12 protein-coding genes and 2 pseudogenes are annotated in these 17134 nt (G+C 72.6%); 10 read left to right on the top strand and 4 right to left on the bottom strand.

Features of this window, described 5'->3' with window-relative positions:
• Positions 1 to 1055 (bottom strand): Ku protein (locus ACFWR9_RS21405; RefSeq protein ID WP_383844513.1); only part of this gene is annotated, 1055 nt, incomplete at its 3' end.
• 248 nt (positions 1056 to 1303) lie between these two features.
• Between ACFWR9_RS21405 and ACFWR9_RS21410 the strand changes: the two genes are divergently transcribed.
• On the top strand, positions 1304 to 2425 hold the full coding sequence (locus tag ACFWR9_RS21410) for a lipid II:glycine glycyltransferase FemX (protein ID WP_383844515.1): 1122 nt from the start codon (positions 1304 to 1306) through the stop codon (positions 2423 to 2425).
• Positions 2426 to 2449: 24 nt separating this feature from the next.
• Positions 2450 to 3148 (top strand): type 1 glutamine amidotransferase, encoded by a 699-nt coding sequence (locus ACFWR9_RS21415; protein ID WP_383844518.1) that lies wholly within the window; start codon positions 2450 to 2452, stop codon positions 3146 to 3148.
• Positions 3149 to 3163: 15 nt separating this feature from the next.
• Here ACFWR9_RS21415 and ACFWR9_RS21420 read toward each other — a convergent pair whose 3' ends face one another.
• The gene (locus ACFWR9_RS21420) at positions 3164 to 4339 is read right to left on the bottom strand and encodes a GDSL-type esterase/lipase family protein (protein WP_383844521.1); all 1176 of its coding nucleotides are present in this window, start codon (positions 4337 to 4339) and stop codon (positions 3164 to 3166) included.
• 247 nt (positions 4340 to 4586) lie between these two features.
• On the opposite strand from ACFWR9_RS21420, the pseudogene ACFWR9_RS21425 reads away from it, so the two are divergent.
• The 8 genes and pseudogenes from ACFWR9_RS21425 (at position 4587) to ACFWR9_RS21460 (ending at position 12055) form a co-directional block, all read left to right on the top strand.
• Positions 4587 to 5331, top strand: a pseudogene (locus tag ACFWR9_RS21425) (GlxA family transcriptional regulator).
• Between the two features lie 126 nt (positions 5332 to 5457).
• On the top strand, positions 5458 to 6393 hold the full coding sequence (locus ACFWR9_RS21430; RefSeq protein WP_383844524.1) for a hypothetical protein: 936 nt from the start codon (positions 5458 to 5460) through the stop codon (positions 6391 to 6393).
• An 89-nt stretch (positions 6394 to 6482) separates the two neighbouring features.
• Positions 6483 to 6773, top strand: a complete 291-nt coding sequence (locus tag ACFWR9_RS21435; protein WP_383844527.1) for an SCO0607 family lipoprotein — start codon at positions 6483 to 6485, stop codon at positions 6771 to 6773.
• A 187-nt stretch (positions 6774 to 6960) separates the two neighbouring features.
• Positions 6961 to 7734, top strand: coding sequence for a hypothetical protein (locus ACFWR9_RS21440; RefSeq protein ID WP_383844530.1), 774 nt, complete (start codon positions 6961 to 6963; stop codon positions 7732 to 7734).
• A gap of 64 nt (positions 7735 to 7798) precedes the next feature.
• Complete coding sequence (locus tag ACFWR9_RS21445) at positions 7799 to 8662, top strand: DMT family transporter (protein WP_383844533.1); 864 nt, start codon at positions 7799 to 7801, stop codon at positions 8660 to 8662.
• Between the two features lie 79 nt (positions 8663 to 8741).
• Positions 8742 to 10188, top strand: a pseudogene (locus ACFWR9_RS21450) (basic amino acid/polyamine antiporter).
• Positions 10189 to 10209: 21 nt separating this feature from the next.
• A complete protein-coding gene (locus ACFWR9_RS21455) occupies positions 10210 to 11472 on the top strand; it encodes an arginine deiminase (RefSeq protein ID WP_383844535.1) in 1263 nt (420 codons plus the stop codon).
• 136 nt (positions 11473 to 11608) lie between these two features.
• Complete coding sequence (locus ACFWR9_RS21460) at positions 11609 to 12055, top strand: hypothetical protein (protein ID WP_383844538.1); 447 nt, start codon at positions 11609 to 11611, stop codon at positions 12053 to 12055.
• A gap of 12 nt (positions 12056 to 12067) precedes the next feature.
• On the opposite strand, the gene ACFWR9_RS21465 is transcribed toward ACFWR9_RS21460, so the two are convergent.
• Together ACFWR9_RS21465 and ACFWR9_RS21470 are read right to left on the bottom strand one after the other, a co-directional pair.
• A complete protein-coding gene (locus tag ACFWR9_RS21465; protein ID WP_383844541.1) occupies positions 12068 to 14452 on the bottom strand; it encodes a glycoside hydrolase family 65 protein in 2385 nt (794 codons plus the stop codon).
• Positions 14449 to 16839 (bottom strand): phosphoketolase, encoded by a 2391-nt coding sequence (locus ACFWR9_RS21470; protein ID WP_383844544.1) that lies wholly within the window; start codon positions 16837 to 16839, stop codon positions 14449 to 14451. Before ACFWR9_RS21470 ends, ACFWR9_RS21465 begins: the two co-directional genes overlap by 4 nt.
• Between the last annotated feature and the right edge of the window lie 295 nt (positions 16840 to 17134).

The following is a 17134-nucleotide window of genomic DNA, read 5'->3' on the forward strand; positions in this document are numbered from 1 at the left end:
ACGCCCTCGCCCCCAGCCGGGAGTCCCGACTCCCCCGCGTCCGCCCCCCCCCCCGCCCCCCGCCCGCTCCTCTTTTTGCGGCGGCCGCCGGCACCGGTGAGCGCGTCGACGAGCTGGGCGCGGCTCATCTTCGAGCGCCCGGCGATGTCCTGTTCGGTGGCCCGCTGGTACAGCTCCGCCTTGCTCAGCTCCCGCAGCTCGGCCCGCTTGGGCCGTGCCCCGCGGGAGGGCGCGGTGGCCTTCTTCCGCGGTGCGGACGACCGCTTGCCGCCCCCGCCCTGCGCCTGCTCAAGGCTGCCACGCAGTACGTCCATCAGGTCGACGACGTCGGTGGCGCGCGGCGCCTCCTCCGCGACGGCGATCTCCTCACCCTCGGCCTTGGCCCGGACCAGCTCGCGGACCTTCTCCTGGTACGTGTCGTGGTACCGGGCCGGGTCCCAGCTGCCGCTGAGGGCGTCGACCAGACGCAGCGCCATGTCCAGTTCCTTGCCGCGGCCCACCCGGCCCGTCGGCAGCTCGGGCAGCTCCTCGACCGGGTCGCGGACCTCGTCGGCCCAGTGCAGCGTCTGGAGCAGCAGGACCCGGTCCTCCGCCCGGAGCGCGGTCAGGTACTGCCGGTTGCGCATCACGAAGGTGGCGACGCCGGCCTTGCCGGTCTCGGCGAGGGCGGTGCGCAGCAGCTCGTAGACCCTGAGGTACTCCTCACCGCGCGGGGCGACGTAGTAGGTGCGGCCGAAGTACACCGGCTCGATCCGGTCCAGGTCGACGAAGTCGGTGATCTCCAGGGTGCGGGAGCGGCCCGGCGCGATCTCGTCGAGTTCGCCGGGCTCCACGACGACGTACTCGCCGTCGCCCACCTCGAATCCCTTGACGATGTCACCGGCGTCGACCTCCTCGCCGGTGCGCTGGTTGACCCGCCGGTTGCGGATCCGGTCCGAGGTGCCGCGCTGCAACTGGTGGAAGTGGACCGTGTGGTCCTCGGTCGCGGTGAAGAGGCCGACGGGCACGGAGACCAGCCCGAACGTGATCACACCGGTCCAGATCGCCCGTGCCATGGCCGTCCGCTCCGTCCTGTCCCGCACCGTCCAGGCCCACCACGCTGGCACCGGGTCCGCGCTCTCGCGCGCCGGGCGGAGCACTCGGGTGGGGCGGCGGGTGCGGGGGTGCCGGGGCGGCCCGAACAGCCCGGCAGCCCGCGCGGATCGGCCGCCGCCGGTATTCCCTGTGAGGTGGGGACGGCGGCCCGCCGCCCCCGTCGACCGTCTCCCCCCACCCAACGACGTCGAACGAAGGGGCGCCGCCCATGAGCCGGCACGTGAAGGCGATCAGCCGCGAGGAACACCTGCGTTTCGTCGCGGCCCGGCCGTCCGTGAGCCATCTCCAGACCCCCGCGTGGGGAGACGTGAAACCCGACTGGCGGGCCGAGAGCCTCGGCTGGTTCGACGACGACGGCACGCTCGTGGGCGCCGGGCTGGTGCTGTTGCGGCCGTTGCCGGGGCTGCGCCGCTGTCTGGCCTACCTGCCCGAGGGCCCGGTCATCGACTGGGGCGCCGCGGACCTGGAGAGCCTGCTGGAGCCGATGCTCACGTATCTGCGGTCGCGGGGTGCCTTCTCGGTGAAGATGGGCCCTCCGGTGGTGGCGCGGCGCTGGAGCGCCGACGCGGTCAAGGCGGCGATCGCCGACCCGGGAGCCCGGCGCCTCGGGGACGTGGAGGCCACGGTGCGGGAGGCCGGGGCCGACGCGATCGCGGGACGACTGCGCAGGATGGGCTGGCGGCGCGCCGAATCGGGCACCGAGGACGGCTTCGCCGCGGGCCAGCCGCGCTACGTGTGCCAGGTGCCGCTCGCGGGGCGGTCGCTGGAGGATCTGCACAACGGCCTCAACCAGCAGTGGCGCCGCAACGTCAAGAAGGCGGAGAAGGCGGGCGTGAAGGTGGTCCGGGGCGACCAGGAGGATCTGGGCGCGTTCTACGAGCTGTACGTCGAGACCGCCGAACGGGACCGGTTCGCCCCCCGGCCGCTCGCCTACTTCCGGCGCATGTGGGCCGCGCTGACGGCCGAGGACCCGGACCGTATGCGTCTCTACCTCGCCCATCACGACGGGGAGGTGCTGGCCGCGGCCACCATGCTGACCGTCGGGGAACACGTCTGGTACTCCTACGGCGCGTCCACCGGCCGCCGGCGCGAGGTGCAGCCCAGTAGCGCCCTCCAGTGGCGGATGATGTGCGACGCCCACGAAGAGGGCGCGGCCGTCTACGACTTCCGCGGCATCACCGACACCCTGGACGAGGACAACCACCTGCTGGGACTGCTGCGGTTCAAGGCCGGCGCGGGCGGGCAGGCGGTCGAGTACCTCGGCGAGTGGGACTACCCGCTCAACAGGGTGCTGCACAAGGCTCTGAGTCTGTACATGTCGCGCAGGTGAAGCGCGGGAGGGTGGGGGTGGGCGATGCCGCGGGTGCTCGTGGTGCAGAACCATGCCGGTGGCGGGCCGGGCCGGTTCGGTGACTGGCTGGTCGCGGAGGGGCTGTCGCTGGACGTGGTGCACGCGTACGCCGGTGCGCCACTCCCCCGGCGTGCGGAGCACGAGGGCGTGGTGGTGCTCGGCGGCGGCTATCTGCCCGACGACGACGAGCGGGCGCCCTGGCTCGCGCCGACCCGCGCGGTGGTCGCGGAGGCGGTGGAGCGCGGTGCCGCCGTGTTCGGGATCTGTCTCGGCGGGCAGTTGCTCGCCCAGGTCACCGGTGGAACGGTGCGGGGCGACCACGGCGAACCGGAGTTCGGGAGCACGCCGCTGAGCCTGCGGTCCGAGGCCGGGGACGATCCGCTGTTCCGGGGGCTGCCGTCGCGGGTGACGGCGGTCGAGCACCACAAGGACGCCGTCACCGCCCTGCCGCCCGGCGCCACTTGGCTGGTGGAGAGCGAGCGGTGCCCGTACCAGGCGTTCCGGGTCGGCGAGCGGGCGTGGGGCGTGCAGTTCCACCCCGAGGCCGGGGCGGACCGGGTCCGGGCATGGGACGCCGGACGAATACGCGCGAGAGGGCTGGACCCGGTGGAGCTGTCCCGCCGGGCGGAGCGCGACGAGCCCGCGGCCGAGGCGGTCTGGCACGAGGTCGCCCGGCGCTTCGCCGCGGTCGTCGGGACATGAGGGCCGGCGTCGGGGTCAGCCGCTGAAGGCACCCTGGTCGGCGAAGGCCAACCTGGCGAAGCGCTCTCCGATACGGCGGTGGGTGGCCGCGTCCGGGTGGAGGCCGTCGGGCAGGGGCAGTTCGGCGGCGTCGGCCTCGCCGTAGAGGTCGCGGCCGTCGAGGTGGTACAGGTTCGGGTCGTCGGCGAACCGCTGTGCCACGATCCTGGCCAGCTCGTCCCGGATGACGTTCAGGGTCAGCTTCCCGCTCGCGCGCTCCGCCGGGTCACCCGTGGCCACCCAGCTCATCCGTCCGTCGGCGACGCGGGAGAAGTCGGGGGCGAGGGGGCCGGGGGTGTCCTCGTGGACGGGGCACAGGATGGGCGAGACGACGAGCAGCGGGGCGGTGGGATGGCCGTCGCGGATGGTGTCGAGGAAGCCGTGCACGGCCGGGCCGAAGGCACGTAGGCGCATGACGTCGGCGTTGACCACGTTGATGCCGATCTTGACGCTGATCAGGTCGGCGGGGGTGTCGCGCATGGCGCGTGCGGTGAACGGATCGAGCAGGGCACTGCCGGCCAGTCCGAGGTTGACGAGTTCGACGCCGCCGAGGGTGGCGGCGAGCGCCGGCCAGGTGGTGGTGGGGCCCGCGGCGTCGGAGCCGTGACTGATCGAGCTGCCGTGGTGCAGCCAGACCCTGCGGCCGTGGTCCGGGACGGGCTCGACGGGCGCGTTGGTGCGCAGGGCGACGAGTTCGGTGGTCTCGTTGTGCGGCAGCCAGATCTCGATGTCCTTGCCGCCCTCGGGCAGGTCCGCGAAGCGCAGCGTGCCGGCCGCGCCCTGCTCGACCTCCGTCGTCCCGGTGGTCATGTCGATGGTCAGGGTGCTGCCGCCCGCGACGGTGCCCCGGCCCGCCGGACGGCCGTCGACGAGCAGTTCGTAGACACCCTCCGGGCGCGGCGGGGCGCCGACGTAGACCCGCTTGGTGGGCAGGGTGTCCAGTTCGAGCGCGGTGGCGCGGGTGCGCAGGACCAGGCGTACGCCGGAGGGCTGGGACTCGGCCATGGCCAGCTGTCCGTCGGTGTTCTGGGCGCGGGCCGCGGCGGGCAGCCGGTGGGGCAGCAGGCCGTGCTCCGTGCGCTCCAGGTCGAGAGCGCCCCGCAGGAGGTCCCCGGTGAGGGGCGTGGTGATCCAGTCGTCCGTGCTGTGCATGTCGCCTCCGGCGGTGGTGGTGCGTCTCGCTGCCTCGCGCTTTCCTTCGTCGATTGTGCGCTTGCCTAATCTAATTAGGCAAATTAGCTACTCCCTTGGCCGACCCACAGGCGCCCTGGCGGACGGTCGCGAACCTGGCGGCGTTCGTCGGCAAGGTGGTCGCATGAGAGAGACACATGTGTGAGTGACATGGAGTCCTCGGCGACAAGGCCACGGCCGCCGTCTCGTGAGGAGGTGCCTTCCGGCCATGGACACCGTCGCCGTTCTGGCGCTGGACCAGGTGATCCCATTCGACCTGTCCACGCCGATCGAGATCTTCACCCGGACCCGGCTCCCCGACGGCCGCCCCGGCCACCAGATCCGGGTGTGCGCCGAACGGCCCGAGATCGACGCCCGCGCCTTCACGCTGCGCGCGCCCTGGGGCCTGGACGGTCTGCGGGCCACACCCGCTGGATCGCCGCCGGCCTCCTGGCCGGAGCCCATCCCGAGGTCGAGGTGGACCCGGACGTCCTGTACGTCGACAACGGGCAGATCCTCACCTCGGCGGGCGCCGCCGCAGGGCTGGACCTGTGCCTGCACATGATCCGGCGCGACTACGGCTCCGCGGTCGCCGCGCACGCCGCCCGGCTGTCGTTGATGCCCCTCGAACGCGAGGGCGGCCAGGCCCAGTTCATCGCCCACGACTACACCACCCTGCTCACCTGGCTGCGGGACAACCTGGCCCGCGACCTCACCCTCGCGGGCATCGCCGGCCACGCCGGGATGAGCACCCGGACGCTGATCCGCCGCTTCCGCGAGCCGACCGGCAGCACCCCGCTCCAGTGGCCGCACCGCGCCTGTGTCCGGCAGGCGCAGCACCTGCTGGAGACCACACAGCACTCCGTGGAACGCATCGCCGCGCAGGTCGGCTTCGGCTCGCCCACCGCTTCCGGGACCGCTTCAAGCGCACCACCGGCGTCAGCCCGCACACCTACCGGCGTACCTTCGGCTGACGCCCGCCCCGCGCGCCACGCTGCTCGCCGGCACACCCGTGCGGGCCCCGCTCCGGTCGCGGGGTGCGCGGGGTGACCGTAGACAGGAGGTATGAGCGCGGGCCGCGAGGGAGGAGGCGGAAGGCCATGCGGCGCAGGAGCGGGCAGGGCGGGAAGACCGGGAGGCCCGGCACGGGATCGGTCGAGTCGGTCCTCGACGAGCTGTACGCGACACCGCCGTCCGACTTCGTCTCCCGCCGCGAGGAACACGCCGCCGCCGCCAGGACGGCCGGCCGCAAGGAGGACGCACGGCTGATCCACGCCGCCCGCAGGCCCACGCTCGCGGCCTGGGCGGCGAACCTGCTGGCCCACTCCCAGCCGGAGGAGAGCCGGCGGTTCCTGGAACTGGGGCAGTCACTGCGGGAGGCGCACCGCACCCTGGACGCCGCCGGACTCAGGGAGCTGTCGGCGCAGCGGCGGCGTATCGTCGCCGCCCTGTCCCGGCAGGCCGCACAGCTCGCCGACGAGGCCGGGCACCGGCTGTCCCAGGGGGCGCAACGGGAGGTCGAGTCGACCCTGCGCGCGGTCCTCGCCGACCCGGACGCGGCCGACCGGTGGTCCGGCGGGCGCCTGGAGGTGTCGCTCTCCCCGCCGTCGGAGTTCCCGTCGGACACCGCCCCGGCCGAGTCGGCGACGCCCGAGCCGGCACCCCGAAAGGAACCGGCTCGCACCGGGACCAAGGACGAACTCGCCGAGCGGCGACGCAAACGGCAGGAGGAACTCGTCCGCGCCGAACAGGAGGCGGAGCGGGCCGCGGAACAACTGCGGGACACACAGGCGCGGCAGGCGGACGCCGAGGCACTGCTCCGGCGGACGGACGAGGAACACGACCGTGCCCGCGAGGCGGTGTCGGCCGCGGAGGAAGGGCTGCGCGCGGCACGCGAGGACCTCGACCGGACCGGGCGGGAACGGCTGGACGCCGAGGAGGGGGCCCGTGCGGCCACGAAGGCGGTGACCGGGGCGGAGCGGGAGGCACGTGCGGCCGCACGCCGGGTGGACCGTCTGGTCACGCGGGTCAGGTAGTGCGGCACATCCGGTTGAGTATCCGTACTCATGATGTGTCCCACCCGTCGCGGGAGGCTTGCGGTATCAGTCACCCGAGGGAGCCAATCGTGCGTACCGTCAAGCGAGTTCATCCGGTCCTGGCCTGTGTGGCCGCCGCGGCGGTCATGACCGGCTGCTCCATCGAGGAGGCGACGTGCGGCGGTGGCGAGTACCCGGTCATGAGCATCGGCGGCACCGGCGGCGCATGTGTGCCCAACGACGAGGAACCGCCCAAGGGTTACACCCGCTACCCCGAGGGCAAGGTGCCCAAGCACGTCGGTGACAAGTGGGACACCTACTGGCAGACACACACCGTCGACGAGGACGGAAAGATCGTGGAGGTGCCCCAGGGCGGGTGAGCGCGGGGGGCATGTGTTCCGAACACACACACGAGATTGCGGCGGCACATACCATGTCGGCGGCCATACGTGGTATACCGGCCCGGCAGCAAACAGGGGAACAACAGACGCTGTTCGTCCGTACTATCTGTGTGTCCCGCCGTTCCTCACGAGCCTTCACGGCCGCGAATCGAGGAGAGTCACCCTCATGTCCGAGAGCACGACGCAGTCCGCCACCCAACTGGCGTCGCAGTACAGCGTCCAGGTCACCGACGACCTGGAGCGCAACGTCAAGGAGCAGGAACGTGTCAGCGCGGAGCTCACCGCACTCCAGCAGCAGTTGGCCGCGCTGCAGCACGACCACGCCCTGCTGGTGAGCGTGCAGCAGGCGCTCGGCGTCACCGCGCCGGAGCCCGCGACCGCTGCGGCCACCGTGCCCGCGCCGCGCGACAGCGCCCCGGCCGAGCCGGCCACCCGCGGGCGCTCGCGGAGCAAGAAGGCCGCCACCGCGCCCAAGCGCGCCGACGCGGCGAAGCCGGGCGTCAAGCAGGCCACCAAGCCGTCGGCGACGAAGCCCGCCGCCAAGGCGGCCGCGAAGCAGGTCGACAAGCCGGCCACCAAGCAGGCCGGCAAGGCCACCACCAAGGCGGCCACGAAGGCCGCCGCGAAGCCCGCGGCGAAGAAGGCACCCGCGCAGACCGCCGCCCAGCCCACGCTGGTCGAACTGGTGCGGACCCACCTCGTCGACGCGAGCGAGCCGCGGTCCGCCGCCGAGGTGACCACGGCCCTGGGCAAGGCCCACGCCGAGCGCAACGTCAAGACCACGGTCGTGCGCACCACCCTCGAAGGGCTCGTCGCCAAGAACCAGGCCCAGCGCACCAAGCAGGGTTCCTCGGTCTACTACACCGCCACCGACGCCTCCGAGGCGAAGCGGAAGCAGGACACCGCGAGCGCGGAGTCGTCCGCGCAGGGCGGCAGCTGAGCACACCGGCCCCCTGGGCGCGGTGCGGCGCGCGGCCGGGGGGAATCGGGGTGAGTATCGGTGGATGGGCTTTGTGCTGCCGGTGCTCTTCGCACTCCTCGCCGCGTTCAGCAACGCGCTGGCCACCGTGCTCCAGCGGCGTGCCGCGTTGAGCGTGCCGCAGTCACAGGGTTTCCGCCCGGGGCTCGTCCTCGACCTGCTCCGGCGGCCCGTGTGGCTCGGCGGCATGCTGGCCGTCGTGGTGGCCGGTGTGGGGCAGGCGGTGGCACTGGCGACGGGGCCCCTGTCACTCGTACAGCCCCTGTTCGTGCTGGAGCTTCCGCTGGCCCTGCTGCTCGCCTCACTGGTGACCGGCGGCCGGCTGCCGCAGGTCATGTGGCTCGCCGTGGGCGCGGTGGTCGTCGGGCTGGGTGTCGCGCTGGTCTCGGCGGCACCGGACCACGGCGAGGCGGACGTGCCGCTGGACCGCTGGGTGCCCGCGCTGGCGGCATGTGCCGGGGCGGCCGTGCTGCTCGCGTCGGCCGGACTGAAGCGGCCCGTCGGCAAGGCCCGCGCCGGATGCCTCGGCGCGGCCACCGCGGTGTGCTACGCGCTGACGGCCGGTCTGATGAAGGACTCCATGCGTGTCCTGGACTCCGACGGCCTGACCGGCTTCCTGACCGCCTGGCAGACCTACGGGTTCGCCGCGGCCGGTGTGTGTGCCGTGCTGCTGCTGGAGCACGCCATGCAGGGCGGCCCGCTCGTCGCCTCCCAGCCCGCGCTGACCCTGGGCGACGCGGCGGTGAGCCTGCTGCTCGGCGTGGTCCTGTACCGCGAGGACGTGCGCGGTGACTGGTGGGTCGTGCCGCAGCTCCTCGGTGTGGGCCTGATCGTCGTGGGCGTCCTCAGCCTGGCCCGGCGCGGCACCGACCTGCGCACCGCGCAGTGACGGTCGCCCTGGCCGGGATGCCCCCTTCTGCCACCTGAGGCACAGTGGTCCCAGTCGCCCAGCCACCCGGAGGGACGGCATGTCGCAGGCCGCTGCTTCCGACGCCGACGGCGCATCCCCGCCCACCGCCAAACTCCCGTTGTTGACCCTGACCGCCATGGTCGTCGGGTCGATGGTGGGCGCCGGTGTGTTCTCACTGCCGGGGCGGTTCGCCGAGGAGACCGGTGTCGCCGGGGCGCTCATCGCGTGGGCGATCGCCGGTACGGGCATGCTGATGCTGGCCTTCGTCTTCCAGTGCCTCGCCGTACGCCGGCCCGACCTCGACGCGGGTGTCTACGCGTACGCCAAGGCGGGCTTCGGCGAGTACCCGGGCTTCTTCGCCGCCTTCGGCTACTGGGCCTCCACCTGTGTGGGCAACGTGACCTACTGGGTCCTCATCATGTCGACCGTGGGCTCGATCTGGCCGGCCCTCGGCGACGGGGACACCGCCCTCGCGGTCGTCCTGTCCTCCCTCGGGCTGTGGGCCTTCTTCTGGATCATCCGGCGCGGGGTGAAGGAGGCGACCGCCATCAACAAGGTCGTCACCGTCGCCAAGCTCGTCCCCATCGTCTTCTTCGTCATCCTGGCCCTGGTGTACTTCGAGCCGGGTGTGTTCGCCGACAACTTCGGCGGCGCCGACTATGCCGGTTCCCTGTTCACCCAGGTGCGCGGCACCATGCTGGCCACCGTCTTCGTGTTCCTCGGCGTCGAGGGCGCCAGCGTCTACTCCCGGCACGCCAGACGCCGCTCCGACGTGGGCCGGGCGACGGTGCTGGGCTTCCTCAGCGTCTTCGCCGTCTTCGCGTCGGTCACCATCGTGTCGTACGGCATCATGCCGATGGACGAGATCGCGGGCCTGCGCCAGCCTTCCATGGCGGGCGTGTTGGAGTCGGCCGTCGGCACCTGGGGCAGGGTGTTCATCAGCGTCGGCCTGATCGTGTCGGTGCTGGGCGCCTACCTGGCCTGGACACTGATGGCGGCGGAGGTGCTCTTCGTCGCGGCCAAGGACGACGACATGCCGCGCTTCCTGCGCCGTGCCAACGCCGTGGACGTGCCCGTGCCGGCGCTGCTGATGACCTCGCTGCTCACCCAGGTGGTGCTGATCGCCACCAGTTTCTCGGACGACGCGTTCGACTTCGCGCTCAACCTGACCAGTGCCCTCTCCCTGATCCCGTACCTGCTGGCGGCGGGGTTCGCGGTGCGGATCGGCAGCCGGGACGATCCGCGCACCGAGGGTGGCCGCACCTCCCGGCGCGAGCTGACGTGCGCGGTCGTCGCGACGCTGTACACGGCGTTCCTGCTGTACGCGGCCGGCCTGAAGTTCCTGCTGGTGTCCTTCAACCTCTACGCCCCGGCGACCGCCCTGTTCGTGATGGCCCGCCGGGAACAGGGCCGGCGGCTGTTCTCGCCCGGGGAAGTCGTCGTCCTGGCCGTCTCCGTGGTGGGTGCCGTGCTCGGTCTCGTCGGCCGGGTGGATCAGCCTGTGAGTCATCCTTCAAGGAGGCCGTGTGACCAGCAACGAGAGCGCCGCGAAGCCCGCGCTCGGCGTCCACTCCGAGGTCGGCAGACTGCGCAAGGTCCTGGTGTGTTCGCCGGGTCTCGCGCACCGGCGGCTCACCCCCACCAACTCCGACGACCTGCTCTTCGACGACGTGATGTGGGTGGAGAACGCCCAGCGCGACCACGCCGCGTTCGTCGGCGAACTGCGCCGGCGCGGGGTGGAGGTGGTGGAACTGCACGACCTGCTGGCGCAGATCATGGGGATCCCGGAGGCGAAGACATGGCTCCTGGACCGGAAGATCGTCGCCAACCGGGTCGGCGTCGGCCTCGTCGACGCGACCCGCGCCTACCTGGAGACCCTGTCGCCCCGGGAGCTCGCGGAGTACCTCGTCGGCGGTCTCGCCACCGGCGACCTGCCGGGGGACTTCCGCTCCCCGTACCTCGCGCTCGCCCGGGAGTCGACCGGTGCGCGCGAGTACCTGATGCCGCCGCTGCCCAACACCCTCTACACCCGCGACACCACCTGCTGGTTGTACGGCGGAGTCACACTGAACCCGCTGTACTGGCCCGCACGGCACGACGAGACGCTGCTCATGAAGGCGATCTACACCTTCCACCCCGACTTCAGGGGCTCGACGGTGTGGTGGGGCGACCCCGAACGCGACTGGGGGCAGGCCACCTTCGAGGGCGGGGACATCATGCCGGTGGGCAACGGCGTCGTCCTCATGGGCATGAGCGAGCGCACCTCACGGCAGGCCGTCACCCAGGTCGCCGCCGCGCTGTTCCGCGAGGGCGCGGCCGAGCACGTCGTGGTCGCCGGGATGCCGAAGCTGCGGTCCGCCATGCACCTGGACACGGTGTTCACCTTCGCCGACCGCGACGTGGTCACCCTCTGTCCGCGCATCATGGACGGGGTGCACACCTTCTCGCTGCGCCCCGGCGACCGGGCACCCGGCTTCGACGTCGTCGACGAGGGCACCACCCCCTTCGTCGACGTCGTCGCCAAAGCACTCGGCCTCTCCTCGCTCCGGGTGGTGGAGACGGGCAGCGACGCCTACGCCTCCGAACGCCGGCAGTGGGACAGCGGCAACAACGGCGTCGCGGTGGAACCCGGCGTGGTCTTCACCTACGACCGCAACACCGCGACCAACGCCCTCCTCCGCGAGGCCCGCGTCGAGGTCGTCCCCATCGTGGGCGCGGAACTGGGCCGCGGCCGGGGCGGGGGTCACTGCATGACGTGCCCGCTGGTGCGTGACCCGGTGGATTTCTGACCGCTGGGCCCCCAGAGGGAAGACGCGTGCGCGGTCAGGCTACTCCGTACGAGTGGTGCGTTTCGTGGCTCGGCCGTACGGTCGTACGGGAAAAGGAGAGCGGAGACAAGCGATCCCGAGACGGCTGGGAGCAGACATGGGCAGGAACCCGATGAGGGCGGCGGTCACGCTGTGTGCCGTCGTCGCGCTCGCAGTACCCCTGGGCACGGCCACCGCCGCAGCGGCGGCACCGGCCCAGCAGACGGCGGACCCGGTGCTGGTGGACTGCGCCGGGCAGCCGGAGGTGCGGCCGGGGACGTACATCCTGGCCTGCGGGGACGGCAACAGCCGCCTGGTCTCGATGCACTGGTACCGCTGGGACGCCGAGGCCGCGGTGGGCCGGGGCAGCAACGCCGTCAACGACTGCGACCCCTACTGCGCCGCGGGCGCGTTCCGCTCCTACCCCGTGACCGTGCGGCTCGACCGGCCGACGGCCTCGGACGGGGACGCGGGTGAGCGGCACTTCAGCCGGATCACCCTCACCTACACCGACGGCAGGCCGGACGGGTTCCCGCGCACGGTGACCTACCCGCTGCCGGGCTGACGGTCCCCGGCGTCAGTCGGGGAGCGCGAGCCGGCAGGTGTCGCCCGGCTGGAGCCGCACCTCGCGGTCCGGCAGCCGCACGTCGATCGGCAGCGGACCGGACTCGGGTACGGCGATCTCCAGCCGGCCGTGCTCCAGCCGGAACCGGACGCCCCAGTGGCCCTGGTAGCGGATGGAGAACCCGTACGAGGACAGCTCCGGCAACGGCACCGGGTTCAGCCACAGGGCGCCCGCGCGGGTCTCCAGGCCGGTCAGGCCGCGCTGGACGAGGTCGAGGGTGCCCGCCATGGCACCGAGGTGGATGCCCTCGCCGGTGGTGCCGCCCTGGAGGTCGGCGACGTCGCCCTTGAGCGCCTCCTGGCAGAAGGTCCAGGCCTCGGCGCGCCGGGCGCGGGCCAGGATCCAGCCGTGGACGAGTCCGCTGAGGGTGGAGCCGTGGCTGGTGCGGGCCAGGTAGTAGTCGACGGTGCGCTGCCAGGTCTCCTCGTCCAGGCGGTAGCCCAGCCGCCCGAAGAGGGACAGGAGTTCGGTCGGGGAGAACAGGTAGCCCAGCATCAACACGTCGGCTTGTTTGGACGCCTGGTAGTTGTTGACGCTGTCGTTCTCGGCCTCCAGGACGCGGTCCAGCCGCCGGATGTCGCCGTAGCGCTCGCGGTAGCCGTCCCAGTCGAGTTCGGCGAGGTCGCCGTAGCCCTCGAACTGGCTGACGACACCTTCGTGGAAGGGGACGTGGAGCGTGCGGGAGACGCTGTCCCACTGTTCGAGTTCGCCGTCGCCCAGGGCGGTGCGTTCGACGAGTTCGCGGCGGCGGGGTTCGGGGAGGTCGGCCAGGACCTCCAGGGTGCGGGTGAGGACCCAGGCGGCGGTGACGTTGGTGTACGCGTTGTCGTCGAGGCCGGGTCGCCGGGCGCCGGGGTAGGCCTCGTGGTACTCGTCGGGGCCGACGACGCCCCGGATGCGGTGGCGTCCGAGCCGGTCGTCCCAGAGGGCGGAGTCGGCCCAGAAGCGCGCGATCTGGAGCAGCGTCTCGGCCCCCTTGGTGTGCAGGAACTCGGCGTCGCCACTGGCCTCGCAGTACTGCCACACGTTGTACGCGATCGCCGAGCCCACATGGTGCTGGAGGTGGGAGTGGTCCGGCAGCCAGCGGCCGGAGTGCGGGTTGAGGTGCAGTCGCTGCGTCTCCTCGCGGCCGTCGCTTCCGCTCTGCCACGGGTAGAGCGCGCCGCGTCTGCCGATCGCGCGGGCCGCTGCGCGGGCCCGTTCCAGGCGGCGGTGCCGGTAGTGGAGCAGAGCCCGGGACACCTCGGGGAAGTGGAGGTTGAGGTAGGGCAGGACGAACAGCTCGTCCCAGAAGACGTGGCCGCGGTAGGCCTCGCCGTGCAGTCCGCGCGCGGGTACGCCCACGTCGAGGTCGGCGGTGTGCGGGGAGAGGGTCTGCAGCACGTGGAAGAGGTGCAGGCGCAGGATGCTGCCCGCCTCACCGGGCACGTCGAGTTCGGCCCGGCGCCACAGCTGGCCCCACGCGGTCCGGTGCGTCAGCAGCAGTTCGTCGAAGCCGGGGGCGGCGGCCACGCGGTCGATCGCGGCCTGGAGCGGGTCGCTGATCGCCGGGTCGCGTGAGGTGTGCAGGCCCACGACCTTGTCGACGGTGACGGTGCGGCCGGACTCCGTGCGCAGGTTCGTGCGCTGGGTGACGCACAGGTGTTCGCGCGCCGGGGTGACGGGCGCGTCGGCGGTCGTGCGGGCCGCCATGCCCACCCGGATGTCCGAGGTGCGGGTGCGGCAGCGCAGCCACACGGTGCCGTCGCCGGCGCTGCCGGTGTGCACGTGGATCAGGTGGCTGCCGTCCAGGTCCCGGTAGCGCGGTACCCCGGAGTTGGTGACGCCGCCGTCGAGGGCCGACTCCACCTCCAGGTCGACCGGGCCGGCCTCGGCCGTGAACTCCGTGCGCAGGGCGGCGAGGTGGGGATCGGCCATGTGCACCAGACGCAGTTGGCGCACCGACAGCACACGGCCCCCGCCGAGGCCGAAGCGGGTGCGGCGCTCCAGCACGCCCGAGTCCAGGTGCACGGTCTGGCGGTGGTCGAGGACCTCGGCGGTGTCCGGCGTGAGCCAGTCCTCCCCGGCGGGCCTGAAACGCAGCGGCAGCCAGTTGGGCAGGTTGACCACGTCCTCATTTTCGACGTGCCCCACCTCTCGTCCGGCGACGGTCGACGTGAGCCGGTTGTAGCAGCCGGCCACGTAGGTGCCCGGGTAGTGCGTGTCGTCCGCGGCACACTCGGGCAGCGCGCCGCGCGTGGCGAAGTAACCGTTGCCGAGCGTGCACAGAGACTCGCGCAGCCGCTCCTCGGCGGCGTCGTAGTGGTCGTAGTCCCAGGTCGACGGGGTGGCGGTCACCGCGAGCCCTCCCAGCTCCAGTCGGCGACCTCGGGCAGGTCCACTCCGTGTTCGCGGATCCAGTCGTGGTGCCGCAGCCGTACGTCCGCCATCCGCTGCCGTACGTCCGCGGCGCGCACGGCGAGGCCGGGCACCCGGTCGATGACGTCCATGACGAGGCGGTAGCGGTCCATGTCGTTGCCCACCACCATGTCGAACGGTGTGGTGGTGGTCCCGATCTCCTTGTAGCCGCGCACATGCAGGTGTGCGTGGCCGGTGCGCCGGTAGGCGAGCCGGTGGATCAGCCAGGGGTACCCGTGGTACGCGAAGATCACCGGCTTGTCGGCGGTGAACAGGCCGTCGTACTCGAAGTCGCTCATGCCGTGCGGGTGTTCACCGCTGGGCAGCAGGCGGGCGATGTCCACGACGTTGACCACGCGCACGGCGAGTGAGGGCAGGTGGCGGCGGAGGAGCTGGGCGGCGGCCAGCACCTCCTGGGTCGGGACGTCGCCGGCGCAGGCGAGCACCACGTCGGGTTCGCGGCTGCCGTCCTCGGTGCCGGCCCAGTCCCAGACGCCGGCGCCCCGCGCGCAGTGCGTCCTGGCCTCGTCCATGGACAGCCAGTCGAAGCAGGGCTGTTTGCCGGCGACGATCACGTTGACGTAGTCGCGGCTGCGCAGGGCGTGGTCGGCGACGGAGAGCAGGGTGTTGGCGTCCGGCGGCAGGTAGACCCGTACGGCCTCGGGGCTCTTGTTGAGGATGTGGTCGACGAAGCCGGGGTCCTGGTGGGAGAAGCCGTTGTGGTCCTGGCGCCAGACGTGCGAGGTGAGCAGGTAGTTGAGCGAGGCGATCGGTGCCCGCCAGGGCAGGCGGCGGGTCACGCGCAGCCACTTGACGTGCTGGTTGACCATCGAGTCGACGATGTGGACGAAGGCCTCGTAGCAGGAGAAGAGGCCGTGCCGGCCGGTGAGGAGGTAGCCCTCCAGCCAGCCCTGGCAGGTGTGTTCGGACAGGATCTCCATCACGCGGCCGTGCCGGTCCAGGTCCTCGTCGACGGGCAGCGTCCGTTCCTGCCAGGCCTTGCCGCTGGCGGCGTAGACGGCCTGGAGGCGGTTGGAGGCGGTCTCGTCGGGGCCGACGAGCCGGAAGTCGCGCCGGTCGGCGGTGGCGTCCATGACGTCCCGGAGCAGGTCGCCGAGGACGCTGGTGGGTTCGTGCATGGCGGAGCCGTGCGCGTCGACGGGCACGGCGTACTTCTCCAGCGGGGGCAGGGGCAGTTCCCGCAGGAGCAGGCCACCGTTGGCGTACGGGGTGGCGCCCAGCCGGCGGGCGCCCTCCGGCACGGCGGCGAGGACGGCCGGCCGCGGGGTTCCGGCGTCGTCGAAGAGTTCCTCGGGCCGGTAGGAGCGCAGCCACCGCTCCAGTTGCGCGAGGTGGTCGGGGTTGGTCCTGACGCCGGAGAGGGGGACCTGGTGGGCGCGCCAGGTGTTCTCCACCGGCAGTCCGTCGACCTCGGCGGGTCCGGTCCAGCCCTTGGGCGTGCGCAGCACGATCACCGGCCAGTGGGGGCGGTCGGTGGCACCGCCTTCCCGGGCGGCGCGCTGGATGGCGGCGACGCGGTCCAGGGCGGTGTCCATGGCCTGTGCCGTGGCGCGGTGGACGGCGGCGGGGTCGTCGCCGGTGACAGGGATCGGGTCGTGGCCGTAGCCGCGCAGCAGCGCGTCGAGTTCGTCCTCGGGGAGCCGGGCCAGGACCGTCGGGTTGGCGATCTTGTAGCCGTTGAGGTGCAGGATCGGCAGGACGGCGCCGTCGTGCACCGGGTCGAGGAACTTGTTGGAGTGCCAGGACGTGGCCAGCGGGCCCGTCTCCGCCTCGCCGTCCCCGATGACGCAGGCGACCAGCAGGTCCGGGTGGTCGAAGGCGGCGCCGTAGGCGTGCGAGAGGGCGTAGCCCAGCTCGCCGCCCTCGTGGATCGAGCCCGGTGTCTCGGGCGCCACGTGGCTCGGCACGCCGCCGGGGAACGAGAACTGCCGGAACAGCCGGGCCATGCCCGCCGCGTCCCGGGAGACGTCCGGGTAGGTCTCGCTGTACGACCCCTCCAGCCACGCGTTGGCAAGCACGGCGGGCCCTCCGTGGCCCGGACCCCAGACGCACAGCGCGTCGAGGTCGCGCGCCTTGATCACCCGGTTGAGGTGGGTGTGGACCAGGTTGAGTCCCGGTGAGGTGCCCCAGTGGCCGAGCAGTCGTGGCTTGACGTGCTCGGGGCGCAGGGGTTCGGCCAGCAGGGGATTGCCCATCAGGTAGATCTGACCGACGGAGAGGTAGTTCGCGGCGCGCCAGTGGGCGTCCAGGCCCGCGAGCTCCTCGTCGGTGAGCCCTGGAGGCGCCTGCTGCGTGTCGGCGGACATCGGGGGTCCTTCCGGATCGGGACAGCGGTCGGGCGGCGAGGGCGCGGGGTCCCGTGCACATCCCAACCCCGCGCCGACCGGCCGGGTACCCGAGAGGGCCGTTCGGGTCACGTCGCGTTCCGGACGGGGTGCGGGGAGGGCACGGGGGCGCGAGCAGCGGGGGGGGCGCCGGGCCCCGCCCCCCCGCCGCGCGCCCCCCCGGCGGCCCCGGCCCCCCCGCGCCCGGCCCCCCCCCCCCACGACGTCCCGCGCCGGCGGCCCGGCCTCGGCCCGCGGCCCGCGTGCCGCCTCGGGC

It is taken from the genome of Streptomyces sp. NPDC058534 (assembly GCF_042717365.1).
Lineage (GTDB): Bacteria > Actinomycetota > Actinomycetes > Streptomycetales > Streptomycetaceae > Streptomyces.